This window comes from Treponema bryantii, from assembly GCF_036492245.1.
Classification (GTDB): Bacteria; Spirochaetota; Spirochaetia; order Treponematales; family Treponemataceae; genus Treponema_D; species Treponema_D bryantii_C.
The window spans coordinates 437,773-452,303 of sequence record NZ_AP025286.1; the positions used below are offsets into that span (position 1 = coordinate 437,773).

Below are 14,531 nucleotides of genomic sequence, written 5' to 3' on the forward strand. Positions count from 1 at the left end.
AACGAGCCGAAAGACTCGTTTTAGGATTATCGAAAGAATGGCTCAGAGGCAAGTTGTGCTTGCCGACTTTTAAGGAGACACGATGGAAAAACAAACGCGAACTCACGTTTTTTTCGTTGCTGTCTCTCTTTTTATTTTAACGTCTGCTTTATGGCTTGCTTCCTGCTCAAACATTAAAAAACAGTCGTGGAATGATTCAGAAGTTATAAATCCAAAGTACAGGGAATTTGCTGGTGCGGCGGATTCTTATCTTACAGAGTCGGGGTTCCAGGGCGCGGTGCTTATTGGGCGCGGCGACAAAATAGTGTTTGCAAAAGGGTACGGTGTTTGTGATGTGAAGGCGGCGGCCCCCGAGAAGGTGCCGATAGGCATTAACAGTACTTTTGAGGCCGGCTCAATAAGTAAGCAGATGACGGCCGCCGCAGTGATGCAGCTTGTGGAAAAGAAAAAGCTGGCGGTGGACGACAAGATTTCTAAGTTCTTTTCTGACTTCGAAGCCGGTGACAAAATTACAATTGAAATGCTTTTGAATATGCGGTCAGGGCTTACAGATCATATCAATTCTGCAGATGAGTTCTTTCCTAAAAATATTTACCGTCATATCGAAGTAAATCAGATGGCCTGCAAACCGGTGGATAAAAATCTTGTTCTCACATATCTGAGCGAAGCACCGCTTCTTGCCGAACCGGACAGTACATATTTTTACTGCAACACAAATTATTATCTTCTTGCCTCAATAATTGAGCAGGTGAGTGGAATGTCTTACAGCGAATATATACAGAAAAATATTTTTGCCCGCTGCGGAATGAATCATTCAAACCTTGAGTTTCAAAAAACAGATACCCGCGGTTATGATTATAAAGGCCGATATTACAGCATTCCCGCCGCTCTTGCCCTTGGATGTGGAGATGTAAATTCAAATGTTACAGACCTCTTTAAATGGAATATTCTTTTTACAAGCGGTAAAGTTGTAAAGAAAAAAACATTTCAGAAAATGATTGATTCTGAATCTTATGGCTATGGAGTTTACCGACACGACGATTCAATTTTTCATGCCGGCGTAACAAATGTTTTCAATTCTTACGATGGCTATTATTTTGATGGAAAAGTATCTGTGATTGTTTTGTGTAATTGTCCTGTTGTAAAAATAAATGCAACTTCTGTTGCAAGAAATCTTTATAAATTGTATGAAGAAAATAATAACTAACGTTAGTTAGTAAAAGGTGATAAAATGGATTTAATAAAGAAATTTCTAAGCCTGTTATGGGTAAATATTCTCTGGTTGTTATGCTGTATTCCTGTTCTTACGGCTGGTACTTCAACTTGTGCTGCGTTTGCAGTAACGCTTCGTCTTGCAGATGATGATGAAGAAGTTCAGTCATTCAGGGGAATTACCCGCCGCTTTTTTAAAGCGTTCCGACAGGATTTAATTCAGGGCTTTTTGATTTTACTGTTTACTGTGATTACATTTGGTCTTGGCGGATTTTTTGTTTATCTTGCCTGGGATGATGGTTTGAATCTGATTAAGATTGGTTTACTGGCTGTTTATTTTCTTGTTGTTCTTGTTTTGAATTTTTATTCTTATCCTTTGATTGCACGTTATTCAAACACTTTTATAAATACTCTCAGAAACTCAATAGCTCTTTTTGCGCAGTATGCTAATTCAAGTATTAAAGCTCTTGGAATAGTTATTGTAGAATTGCTGGTGCTTACACTTACGTTTAAGGTGTATTTCGCAGGAATTTTGATTCTGCCGGCTTTGATTTTTTATACTATCAGCGTTCCTGCAAAAAATATTTTTGTAAAAATAGAGAATCCTGAGAGCACGGAGTCTTCTGAGTCTACCGAGGATTAGCCGGGGGCGTTGCGGGGGAGACCCCCGCTGGAAGGGGTGGCGAGCAACAAATTGCGAGCCAGGGGAAGGCTTTCCCCTCATTTGAATTTTTATCCATTTTTCTATATTATGTTTCTCTATGAAAGAACTTGAATTGAAATACGGATGTAATCCGAATCAGAAACCTGCAAGGGTTTACATGGAAAGCGGCGATCTTCCTATCACTGTTGTAAACGGAAGACCTGGATACATCAACCTGCTGGATGCTCTAAATGGCTGGCAGCTTGTTAAGGAATTGAAGGAAGCAACTGGACTTCCTGCAGCTACTTCTTTTAAGCACGTTTCACCTGCTGGTGCTGCTGTTGGTCTTCCTCTTTCAGACACTCTTAAGCAGATTTATTTTACTGACAATGTTGAACTTACTCCGCTTGCCTGTGCTTATGCCCGCGCTCGTGGTGCAGACCGCATGAGCTCTTTCGGCGATTTTATTTCTTTGAGTGACGAGTGTGATGAAGCAACTGCTCTTCTTATCAAGAAGGAAGTTTCTGATGGTATTATCGCACCGGGATACAGCGAGAAGGCTCTCGAGATTCTTAAAGCTAAGAAAAACGGTAACTACTGTGTAATTCAGATTGACCCTAATTACGTTCCTGCTGAACTCGAACGCAAACAGGTTTTCGGTGTTACTTTTGAACAGGGACACAACTTCCTTAAGATTGACGAACAGTCAGCTCTTTCAAATATCGTAACTAAGAATAAGAACCTCAGCGAAGATGACAAGCGCAATCTTGTAATTTCTCTCATCGTTCTTAAATATACTCAGTCTAACTCAGTTTGTTTTGTAAAGGACGGACAGGCAATTGGTATAGGGGCTGGACAGCAGAGCCGTGTTCACTGTACTCGTCTTGCTGGGCAGAAGGCAGATAACTGGTGGCTTCGTCAGTCTCCAAAAGTACTCGGACTACAGTTCGTAGACGGAATTAAACGTGCAGACCGCGATAATACAATCGACGTTTACATTGGTGAAGAATATATGGATGTTCTTGCTGAAGGCAAATGGCAGAACTTCTTTAAGGTAAAGCCGGAAGTTTTCACTCGCGAAGAAAAAGCAGAATGGATTGCAAAGAATACAAACGTTGCAGTTGGTTCTGATGCGTTCTTCCCATTCGGAGACAACATTGAGCGTGCAAGAAAGTCTGGTGTTACATGTGTAGTTCAGCCGGGCGGAAGTGTTCGTGATGACCTTGTTATTAAGGCTGCTGATGACTACAACATGGTTATGGCATTCAACGGAATCCGTTTGTTCCATCATTAATATTATGGCAGGCTAGGCCTGCCCTTTTTTATAAGGAAAATAAACTATGAAAATTGAGACAAAAGTTTTGCATTCAGGTTATAAACCAGAAAACGGCGGACCTGGAACTATCCCAATTGTACAGAGTACAACTTACCGTTTTGACAGCTGCGATCACGTTGCTGCTCTTTTTGACAAGCCTACTGAATTTATGTATTCACGCTTTGCTAACCCAACCTGTGATGCAGTTGAAAAGAAAATTGCAGATCTTGAAGGTGGTGTTGGTTGTATGCTCACAAGCAGCGGACAGGCAGCAAGCCTTCTTTCTGTTTTGAACCTCTGCTGTGCTGGAGACAGCTTTATTGCTTCTTCTTCAATTTATGGTGGAACAATCAATCTCTTTGGTTTTACTCTTAAAAAGCTTGGAATTGAATGTATCTGGGTAGATGTTGATGCAAGCTATGAAGAAATCTGTAAGGCTATTAAACCTAATACAAAATGTATTTTTGGTGAAACAATTGCAAACCCAGCACTTACAGTTTTTGATTTTGATGTTTGGGCAAAGGTTGCTCACGATAATAATCTTCCTCTTATCGTAGATAATACTTTTGCAACTCCATATTTGTGCCGTCCGTTTGAGTGGGGTGCAGATATCGTTGTTCACTCAACTACAAAATATATGGATGGTCACGCAGTTCAAGGCGGCGGCTGTATCGTAGATTCAGGAAACTTTGACTGGGAAAAGGCTTACAAGGCTACAGGCAAGTTTGCTGATATGGTTGAACCGGACGAAAGTTATCATGGACTTCGCTATGTTGGTGATTTTGGCAAGGCTGCTTATATTGTAAAAGCCCGCACACAGCTTATGCGCGACTTTGGTTGTTACCCTGCAGCTCAGAGTGCATTCTATCTGAATATGGGAATTGAAACTCTTCCTGTTCGTATGCAGCGTTATTGTGAAAATGCACGCAAGGTTGCTGAGTTCTTCAAATCATCAGACAAAATTGCAAAGGTAATTTACCCTGGTCTTCCTGGAGATAAATACTATGAGCGTGCTCAGAAGTATCTTCCAAACGGAACTTGTGGTGTAATTTCTATCAGCATTAAGGGTGGCCGTGCAGCTGCAGTTCGCTTTATGGATGCTCTTAAACTGGCTTGTGATGAAGTTCATGTTGCAGATATCCGCACCTGTGTTCTTCATCCGGCAAGTGCAACTCACCGCCAGCTTACAGATGAACAGCTCGTAGCAGCTGGAATCGATGGTGGTATGGTTCGCTTCAGCTGTGGTCTCGAAAACGTAGAAGATATCATCGAAGATATCAAACTTGGCCTCGCAGCTATTTAATTAATAGGAGGGGGATGTCTCCCCCTGCGCCCGCACTTCGTTGCGGGCTACCCTCTCTGCGGGGGCTCAATCGCCGCCCCCGCAACGCCCTTGCTAAATTAGCTTGACCCACTAATCTAAGAAATCATATAATTAACTATGCCTATAAAACTGAGTTGGACAGATTTTCCAGAGCCTTATGATGGCAATTCCCTTTTACAAAAAACTCAGTTTGATCCTCCACTTATAACAGATTCTCATCTTTTTATTGAAGGAGATAATTATCCTGTCCTGAAAAAAATGGCGGATGAATTCTCCGGCAAAATCAATCTGATTTATATAGATCCGCCTTATAATACCGGGAACGATTTTACTTATAATGATGATTTTGCTTCCGGGGAGGACAGGCATTCGGCGTGGCTAAGTTTTATGCAGCGACGTCTTGTTGCGGCTCGACCTTTACTTGCCGACACCGGCTGTATCTTTATTGCAATAGACCAGAGTGAATTATATACTCTCAAACTTCTCTGCGACCAGATTTTTGGGGAAGAAAATTTTGTAAATGATTTTATGTGGCTGCATGGCAAAGGTAAAAAAGATACCTGGTCGCGAACCTTACAGCAGCATACCCTTTGTTATGCCCGTGATAAACGAAAACTTCATGCCTTCCGTGAAGTCGAAGCCACCGGCTGGGCAACAAAAAATGTAGACGACGACCCGCGCGGTAACTGGTTTTCAGGTAGCATTTCCTTTACTGAAACCCGCTCAAATCCTAATCATAAAAACTACTATTCGATAGTTTCTCCGAGTGGAAAAGTCTGGACCCGCCAATGGCAGACAGATGAAGCTCACATGAAAGAGCTTATTGCCGACAATAGGATCTTCTGGGGTTCTGCACCAGCTTACGATAAAGTGCCTCGAGTAAAAATTTTTAATGAAGATACAACTGAGGTAATTCCTCGTAATATAATAGATTGCACCGACAGTACAAGAGCCGCACAACATCATTTAGACAATCTGCTTGGTGAAAAAGGTGCGTTTGATAATCCTAAACCGGTAAATCTGATTAAACATTTAATCGCTATAACACGGCAGCCAAAAGATGCTCTCATCATGGATTTTTTTGCAGGAAGCGGTACAACTTTTGAAGCCGTATGCGAACTTAATCAGCAGGAAAATGCATCCCGCCGTTGTATTCTTGTACAAAAAGATGAAAATGGAATTTCAGATTTGTGCAAAAAAAGATGTCTTAAGGTTGCCGAACTTTACAAAACCAATATTGAGATTCATCGTCTGAAATAAAAAGATAAAAGATTTCCCCTAAGTCAAACTCCAATTTTTTCGGTTCAACCGAAAAAAGAAAACCATTTCGAAATTTTTCTGACTTTCAATCACAGTTTTTCAAACCTATACTTCACTCTGTAATAAAATCGAAGTCGCCTTTGGCTTCAGTTTAGGAGTAAGGTATGAAAAAAACAAAACTTATTGCATTCGCATTAGTGCTTATGGTATTGGCTTCTTCAGTTTATGCTAAACCAAAAAAGCAGGCAAAATCAAAAGGCACAGTACCTGGAACAGCAAGTACTGCTGGCTGGAAATTAAACGCAGATAAACCAATAAAATTCGACTGGTACATTAACTTTAGCTGGTTCGCTCGTCACTGGGGCGATTCTATGGTTTCAAAGTACATCACAGAAAAAACTGGTGTAGACATTAACTTCGTTGTACCTGCAGGTAACGAATCAGAAAAACTCAACTCAATGATCGCAGGTGATGCACTTCCAGACCTTATTACAATCGGCTGGTGGGAAGGACAGGTTCCTATGATGATTGATGCAGGTCTTGTTGAACCTCTCGATGAGCTTGCAAAAAAATATGATCCTTATTTCTTCAGGGTAACAAATACAGATAAGCTTGGCTGGTACAGACAGGCAGATGGTCATGTTTACGGTTATCCAAACTCATCTTATACACCGGCAGACTATAAAAAATATGCCGGAAAACTCACATCAAACGAAACCTTCCTTGTAAGAAAAGATATGTATGAAGCAATCGGTAAGCCGGATATGTCAACTCCAGAGGGATTCTTAAAAGCTCTCCGTGCAGCAAAGGCAAAGTTCCCTTCAGTAAATGGTCAGCCACTTATTCCTTTCACAACAAATGAATTCGGTGATACAGGTTGTTCACAGCTTCAGGGCTATCTTGCTCACTTCCTTGCAATTCCTCCAGAGAAAAACGGAAAGTTCGTAAACGCTGATCTTGGACTTACAGATGATCCTGAATATCTGCGATGGATGAAGACTCTTCGTCAGGCACATTCTGAAGGTTTAATTGCAACAGATATGTTCGTAGACAAGAGAAGTCAGATTGAAGAGAAAGCAGCACAGGGACGTTACTTCTGTATGCTCTATCAGAACTGGGATATGCAGGCTGCACAGCATGCACTTTATTCAAGAGATCCAAACTCAGTTTATATCGCAGTTGATGGCCCAAAGAATAGCCGTGGCGATAATCCAACTCTCGCAGGAGGCGGAATTGCAGGCTGGACTGTAACTTTGATTTCTAAGAACTGTAAAGATAAGGCTCGTGCAATTCAGTTCCTTTCTTACCTCATCAGTGAAGAAGGTCAGATGGATACAAACTTCGGTATCAAAGACAAGACATATGTAATCAACAGCAAAGGAATTCCTGAGCTTACACCAGAAATGAAAAAGCTTGATTCAACAGATAAGAACAAGCAGGAAACTGATGTTGGAATCATGTACACCTACTGGATGCTTATGGATACAGCATGGCAGGCACAGTGGGGAGTTGAATATGCTCCTTCTCTCGGACAGCCACAGCTTTGGACACGTCCTTATGTTCAGTCATTTGCTGCATACGATGGACTTACTCTTCCGGTTGGTTCAGAAGAACAGCTCATCTGTGAAGATATTCAGAGACGCTGGGGTAAGGTTCTTCCACAGCTTATTCGTGCAAAATCTGATGCTGAGTTTGATTCACTTGTAGCACAGTTCAACAAGTACAAGAAAGACAAAGGCGTAGACAAAGTAATTGCAGCTCAGACAAAGCTGATGAATGAAAACAAGGCAAAACTTGGAATGTAAAAACAAACTAAAAAAAGGATGGCAAAAAAAATGAAAAAAACAAAATATTTTTTTCCAAAAATGGGAATCGGCATTCTTTTGACAATGTTTACATCATGTCTTGCAATAAATGCAAAGAAGATTGTTGATGCACCATATTATCCTCCTGAGGAAGCATTTGCAGATGCAGGTGAACAGGAAAAGAATTTCAAGGTTTATTACTCAGGTTCTAAATCTCCAGTAATAGATGGTGAATTTAATGAATGGGATGGATTGGATGGAATCCGTGTTCGCCGAATGGTTTATGGAGGAATGTTCAATCCTGAAAATACAGATGGTCTGTTTAAGGTTAGAGCAGATGATTCATATCTCTATGTTTTTGCAGACATCATAGATGATCAGCCACAGGAAAATAAATTTCCTGCTCCACAGGGCTGGCGCGATGATTCAATTGAATTCTTTTTTGGTACAGATACAGGCTATCATACCTTCTACAAGAGTACAGATCACCGTGTAAGAATTGTTCCACAGAGCAAAACAAATAAATCTGCTTACGATGTAAGTTTGAACGATGTTTCAATGAACGGAAGTATTAAGGCTGCAATTGTTTACAGTGAACATGGTTACAAGATTGAAGCAGCCGTTCCATTCTCTCTCTTGAGTATTAAAAAATTAAAGCCAAAGCAGAAGGTGCGCGGTGACTTCCAGATTAACGATGCAGACGACGGAAAAGAACGTTCTCGTCTCATTCACTGGAATAGCAGCAAAGATAATACCTACGTAGATGCAAGTTCCTGGGGAGACGGCATTGTAGTTGATTTAGCGGAGGCTGAAAATGAATAAAAAACGTTTTGCCGTTTTCACAGGCATTTTATTATTCCTCAATATTTCAATTTTTGCTCAGTTCATCACAGTAAAAAAAGATGCAAACGGCTGGCGCCTTATGGAAGACCGTAAGGAAATTGAAGTAAAGGGAATCGTATGGTCATATACTCCAATCGGAGAAACACATACTTATGATTTGTGGTCAAAGAGTGACGAGTTCATTGAGCGCATGATTGATACAGATATGCCAATGCTTAAGGCAATGGGCGTAAATGCAATCCGCTGTTTCAGTGACATTCCTCCAAAATGGGTAGAGTACATTTATACAAAGTACGGCATTTACACAATCGTAAATAATCTTCTTGGCCGTTATGGTGTAGCAGTAAACGGCACCTGGTATGCCAATACAGATTATTCTGATTTGTATACTCGCGAAACTCTTGTTGAAATGGCAGTCGAGACTGCTGAAAAGTATCGTGCAGTAAACGGTGTTCTTATGTACATGTTCGGAAACGAAAGTAATTACGGACTTGTATGGTCAGGTTCAGAAATTGAAAACCTTCCTGTTGGTGAACAGAATACTGTAAAAGCAGGTTACCTCTACAGTCTTCTTGAAGAGGCAATGGCTGCCTGTAAAGATATCGACCCGTTCCATCCTGTTGGAATTGTAAATGGTGATACTCAGTATCTCGAGCTGATTAAAGAACTTTGTCCTTCTCTGGATATTCTTGGTGTAAACGCTTACCGTGGATTCCGCTTCTACGATTCATTCTATGAAAATGTTGCAGAAGTTCTCGACAAGCCAATTATGTTCACAGAAGCCGGAGCAGATGCTTACAACGAAATCACTCATCAGGAAGATCAGTATGCTCAGATGGCTTATCTTATGAGTCAGTGGAAAGAAATCTATCAGCAGGGCTACGGAAAGGGCCGTTCACAGAATGTAATCGGTGGTTTTGTATTTGAATGGATGGATGAATGGTGGAAACACTATCAGAACAAAGATCTTGAACTTCATAATGACACAGGTACCTGGTCAAACTCTGGTTATGAATTAGACTATCGCGATGGCCTCAACAACATGGATGAGGAATGGTTTGGTATCTGTGCTCAGAGCAAGCTCACAGACCGTGGAATCAACAAGAGAATTCCACGTGCTTCATATTACCTTCTTCAGGACATCTGGAAGCTATCACTTTATAAATCTTCAGAATCTGATATAAATAAAACTTTTGCATCATTAAATACCTCAATGTATCTTGCACAGGGAAATGAGAAATCAATCAAAGAAATGATAAATGAAAATAAACTCGTTCAGATTGATACTCTTGATGCAACCGTTCAGGTAACAACTCCAATGTATGTAAACAGAGTCTGGGGTGCTATTAAAGATAATGGTCACTTAAAAGAATCTTTTGAATATCAGAATGCAAAGGGTGAGAATGTTAAGACAACTGTTACTGCAGAAACAACCCTCGGCCTGACTGTAAAGCCAATGGAAAATCTTTCTGGTACAGCTGTAATCAAAGCCTGGACAGATTCTCCTTATACAAATCTTGGAGACAGATGGGCTTCTTACTACAAGGATGGACCAGATTATTCTACAACACAGCCAGAAGCAGAGCTTAAGTATGTAGATTTCTATTCGGCATCACTTAATTATTCTGGAAATCTTTTTGACATAAATGGTTACTACCATGTTGGACATGCAAGTTTTGAAAACACAGGTGATATTTTCAATATTTCAAAAGAAGCTTTTGATATCATCGGTTATGACACTTATGGTTCAAAGGCTCCGATTGCTCTTGAGTTTGTAGGAAAGAATCTTCTTGAAGGACTTACAGTAATTGGTGGTCCAGAAATCTGGGGAAGTGCAAAGCCTCAGGTTCAGGCAAACTACTTCCGCTGGTTCCCTACAGAATCACTGTTTGTTCCAGACTTCACAATCGGCCTTGTTTATGCAGAAGAGTTTGGTGCTAAATCAAGTCCTTCTCTGGATCCATATAATGCATATGGTGCCGGAAGAAAAGCTTCAATTTATGCAGCCGCAGTTCTTGATCCATGGGTAACTCTTAAACTCGGTGTTCTCCATGCTGGTAGTGAAAAAGTTGGCGCAAAATATATCGATCAGAATGGTAATTCTTCTAAGATTACTTATCTTGATACACTTGGCGGTTATGTTCAGCTCGGTACAAATATGTTCCAGCATATGTACATCTACGGAAACGCAATCTACCGCGGTCTTGTAGCAGATACAAATCCTGCAGAAGTTAGAGGAAGTTTCTTTACAGCAGATTCTGGTGCTGGAAACAGATTTGAAGCTCAGGTTGGAGTTGATGTTGGATATGGTGATTTTGTATTCAAGCCTGTTGTCAGAGCTCGCGTTCCACTTCAGCAGCCAAAGGGCCGTGACCTTCTTACAGGGTCTCCATTTATCGTAGGTCTTGGAAACCGTCAGGCAATTGAAGTTGAAGCAGTTCTTACTTATGACCCTGAAGGAGCAACCTGGTTCCACGAATGGAATGGTGATGATATTGAAGGTGCAAAGTTTGCATTCTCTCTTACCGGAATGTATACCCTTTATGCCGGAAAGACAGATAATCTCCCTTTCAAGAGCAATACATGGACATCAGTTACAAATGAAACAACTGCAAAGTATAGCAATATGATCTGGTATAACGGTGGTGCACTTCCTGAGCAGAGAAATCTCTGGCAGGTTGGAACAAGAATCGTAACAAATCCACTTCCAGGCCTTCGTATTATTGCAACTGCTGATGGTGGATGCCTTGGTGCTCTTACAGGAGCTTATCAGGGTGATTATCCGGAGTTAGTTCAGTTTGTAAATGCAGGACTTGCAGTTCGTTACAATCACTGGATTGGTTCTACAAAGTGGTCATTCAATACATGGGGACCAGAAAGCTGGTGGAGAAACTTTAACCAGACTTTCCCATTGCAGTTCAGTTTTGATATTGCTTACGGCTTTGGAGATAATCCTTCTTTCCTTGATGCAAAGAACAGAATTGGTCTTTCAATTATTGGCCGCAAGTTCGGAAAATACAGCTCAGATGCATACAACGCATTGCCTAATGGAGCTGTAGTAGATGGTTCAGCTTATGTTGAAATCACAACTTACGTAAATATAGGACTTTAAAATATGAAAAAGCAGCATTCTTTTGTTATTAGACTGCTGCTGCTTTCAGGAGTAGCAGCAATTATGAGTACATCTTGTATTTTCCTTCCACCGAAAGAAGCAGACGAAAAAGTTAAGACTGAAGTTGGAAAAGATGAAAACGGCAAGGATGTTCTGAAAAAAGACGGTCTGACTTGTGTGTGGCAGGATGAATTTGATTATACCGGAGTTCCGGATACATCAAAATGGAAGTATCAGACTGGTCATGGTAACAATGGTTGGGGAAATGCAGAACAGCAGAATTATGTTGATAACACAACAACTGCTGAAACCGCAATTGTAGGTGATGGAGTTCTGAAAATCAAAGCCTATCATAATGGCTCAGAATGGCGAAGTGCCCGCCTCAATTCTAAACAGACCTGGAAGTATGGTTATATTGAGGCACGTCTTAAGGTAACCGATCGTCCTGGTGCATGGCCAGCTTTCTGGATGATGCCGGAAAATCGCAGTGATTGGCCAAAGTGTGGTGAGATAGACATTATGGAAAATGCTCCTGCAATTGGTAATCATAAAATATTCAGTACGCTTCATGCTGAAGGTCATTCAGGAGGAAGTGGTCAGAGTATTGGAACAAAAATCTATGATAATAATCTTTCATCTGAATGGCATACATTTGGAATTAAATGGACTGAAGATAGAATAACTGCCTATTACGATGATGTTGCTGTGGGAAGTTATAACAATGATGGTACAGAAGCCAATTGGCCGTATAATCAGAAATTTTACATTATTTTGAATCTGGCAATTGGTGGAACTCTTGGCGGTGATGCGTACGTAAACAATCTTAACGGTGAAGCAGAATTCCTTGTTGATTACGTTCGTGTATATCAATAACAGAAAATAAAACACCATTCTGAAATTTACAGGACTTTCATTTTGTAAATTTCAGAATAACAATTAAGAAAGAAAAAAGTACAGGAGGCTTTTATGAAAAAAATTGAAAAGATCATGATAGCAGTTGGTATGATTTCAATGTTACTTTCATTTACAGGTTGTGATCTTCTGACAGAAGCAGAACTTAAAGGGCGAAATGCAAACAATCCTACAATCCCTGGTGTAAATAACGGTAATCCAGGTAATTCTGGAACTTCAGATACTATTGGAGATTCCTGGGGCGCCTTATTTTCAGACCGTACTCATAATCCAATTGATTTACAGGTATGGCAGGGTTTTGACGCATCGTATGATTCTGAAAATGGAATGAAATGTGTTGTAATTCCAGGTGCGTGGTTTGGTGGCGCAATTGTACAGGATAATGCAGCTTCACCAAAAGACTGTATTTATTATGACATGTCAAAAGTTTCAAAGGTTACTTTTAAGGTAAAGGCAAGTAATAATATGACAATTTGGGCTGGTTATTCAAATCAGAACAAAAATGATTCTTTAGTAAAACAAAACATCAATGTTACTACAAGCTGGCAGACAATAACTCTTACACAGAAAGGCGTAAGTAATGCATGGGCTATCTTTGCTTTTGGAAGTGATGGCGTATCTTCTGAAGAATGGCTTGCATTCAAAGATGTTACATATTTTGATTCGGAGAACGAGAGTTTATCTCTCAAATATGTCCAATAAAATAAAAAAAAATATAAGGAGCAAGAAATGAAAAAACTTAAAATTTTTGGAGCTGCAGTAATGGCTGCATCTCTTCTCTTCACAAGCTGTGCACCGGCAGAGAATCCAACAGATCCTGAGATCGTAAATCCTGATCCAGACCCAACACCAGATCCTGACCCTGATCCAAATCCAGATCCAAATCCGGATCCTAATCCAGACCCAACACCTGATCCAGATCCAAAACCTGTTGAGAATGGCGAATTTACTATCACTTTCTCAGATGCAAACAATGCTGTAACTTATAAAGATGGTGTATATACAGTAAGTGTGGCAAATGCAAATGATTCAGAATGGGGTAATCAGATTTTTATTGCTAACCCAAACAAGGCTGCTGGAGTTGCTGCAGGTGATAAAATTCATACATCAATTACACTTGAAGCTGATAAAGAAATTACAACTATGTTTGTTAAGAATCAGTTTAATGGTGTGCTTTATTCTGGAATTGATACACAGAAAAATCTTCCCGCAAATGAAGCAACAGTATTTGATATTTATGGAATTGTAGCAGACAACTATGATGAAACTTCAAGTATTGTTCTTGCGCTTCGTGGAAATGCGGCAGATACAATCCTTAAGATTTCTGAAGTAAAAGTTGAAAAATTAACAGATTATACTGTAAATAAAGTAGAAATCAAAACTTCTACAACAACAATTTCTGCAGGTGAAACTGTAAAATTGTCAGCTTTTGATCAGTATGGATTTGAGATTGATGATGCCGTTTTTGAAATCACTTCTGAAAATCCTGTTTCTACTATTTCTGGAAATGTTTTGACAGGTGGTAATGCTGCTGAAACAATTACAGTTGTTGCAAAATCAGGTGATATTGTTTCTGAAGCAATTTCAATCATAGTATCAGTTTCAAAAGATTATGCAAAATATTGGAATCCAACAACAACTACTGAAGGTGCAAATCCTCCTACAGATTACTTCAGTATCTGGGCAGATCAGAACTGGTGTGGCTCAAATGTTGTATTGTCAGATATGACTGCAACAGAAACAAGTGTATCTTTGACACAGACTGTTACAGGAGCTTGCTGGTTTGGAACACAGATTTGGTATGGTCTTTCTAAAACATCTAATCTTTCATTCAAGGTTACTTCATCAGTTGCAGGTGCGATTACTGTTAATGATGTAGTTTATACACTTGAAGCTGATACAGCTAAGGCTATTACTCTTGAGAATGTAAGCGGAAAACTTGCAATCCAGCTTGGACAGCATGCTGAAGGTGAAACATCTCTTGGAAGCTGTACTTTCACAATCTCAGATTTTACTGTAACAGCTGCAGAATAAATCTACATATATAGAAAAAATACTCCTATTTTGGGGATTGTCTGTTAAATAAAAATGGTGGCTTGATTAGT

The 14,531-nt window shown here is 40.1% G+C and carries 11 protein-coding genes; all 11 read left to right on the forward strand.

Annotated features, from left to right (window positions below; genetic code table 11):
- Positions 1–82: 82 nt before the first annotated feature.
- On the forward strand, positions 83–1,207 hold the full coding sequence (locus AABJ44_RS02300; RefSeq protein WP_338370305.1) for a serine hydrolase domain-containing protein: 1,125 nt from the start codon (positions 83–85) through the stop codon (positions 1,205–1,207).
- A 24-nt stretch (positions 1,208–1,231) separates the two neighbouring features.
- Positions 1,232–1,855 (forward strand): DUF624 domain-containing protein, encoded by a 624-nt coding sequence (locus tag AABJ44_RS02305; RefSeq protein WP_338370306.1) that lies wholly within the window; start codon positions 1,232–1,234, stop codon positions 1,853–1,855.
- Positions 1,856–1,973: 118 nt separating this feature from the next.
- Positions 1,974–3,149: a phosphoribosylaminoimidazolecarboxamide formyltransferase gene (locus tag AABJ44_RS02310; protein WP_338370307.1), complete on the forward strand. Its 1,176-nt coding sequence runs from the start codon at positions 1,974–1,976 to the stop codon at positions 3,147–3,149.
- A 46-nt stretch (positions 3,150–3,195) separates the two neighbouring features.
- Positions 3,196–4,473, forward strand: coding sequence for an O-acetylhomoserine aminocarboxypropyltransferase/cysteine synthase family protein (locus AABJ44_RS02315; protein WP_338370308.1), 1,278 nt, complete (start codon positions 3,196–3,198; stop codon positions 4,471–4,473).
- A gap of 138 nt (positions 4,474–4,611) precedes the next feature.
- Complete coding sequence (locus tag AABJ44_RS02320; RefSeq protein WP_338370309.1) at positions 4,612–5,754, forward strand: site-specific DNA-methyltransferase; 1,143 nt, start codon at positions 4,612–4,614, stop codon at positions 5,752–5,754.
- A gap of 164 nt (positions 5,755–5,918) precedes the next feature.
- Positions 5,919–7,559 carry an extracellular solute-binding protein gene (locus AABJ44_RS02325; RefSeq protein WP_074641311.1) on the forward strand — a complete coding sequence of 547 codons (1,641 nt, stop codon included), beginning with the start codon at positions 5,919–5,921 and terminating at the stop codon, positions 7,557–7,559.
- A 30-nt stretch (positions 7,560–7,589) separates the two neighbouring features.
- The gene (locus tag AABJ44_RS02330; protein WP_338370310.1) at positions 7,590–8,381 is read left to right on the forward strand and encodes a sugar-binding protein; all 792 of its coding nucleotides are present in this window, start codon (positions 7,590–7,592) and stop codon (positions 8,379–8,381) included.
- Positions 8,374–11,514 carry a glycoside hydrolase 5 family protein gene (locus AABJ44_RS02335; protein ID WP_338370311.1) on the forward strand — a complete coding sequence of 1,047 codons (3,141 nt, stop codon included), beginning with the start codon at positions 8,374–8,376 and terminating at the stop codon, positions 11,512–11,514. The genes AABJ44_RS02330 and AABJ44_RS02335 overlap by 8 nt, the downstream gene beginning before the upstream one ends.
- Before the next feature lie 3 nt (positions 11,515–11,517).
- Complete coding sequence (locus tag AABJ44_RS02340; RefSeq protein ID WP_338370312.1) at positions 11,518–12,387, forward strand: glycoside hydrolase family 16 protein; 870 nt, start codon at positions 11,518–11,520, stop codon at positions 12,385–12,387.
- Positions 12,388–12,480: 93 nt separating this feature from the next.
- Complete coding sequence (locus AABJ44_RS02345; RefSeq protein ID WP_074641304.1) at positions 12,481–13,128, forward strand: hypothetical protein; 648 nt, start codon at positions 12,481–12,483, stop codon at positions 13,126–13,128.
- A 27-nt stretch (positions 13,129–13,155) separates the two neighbouring features.
- Positions 13,156–14,460, forward strand: coding sequence for a hypothetical protein (locus AABJ44_RS02350; RefSeq protein WP_338370313.1), 1,305 nt, complete (start codon positions 13,156–13,158; stop codon positions 14,458–14,460).
- Positions 14,461–14,531 lie beyond the last annotated feature (71 nt).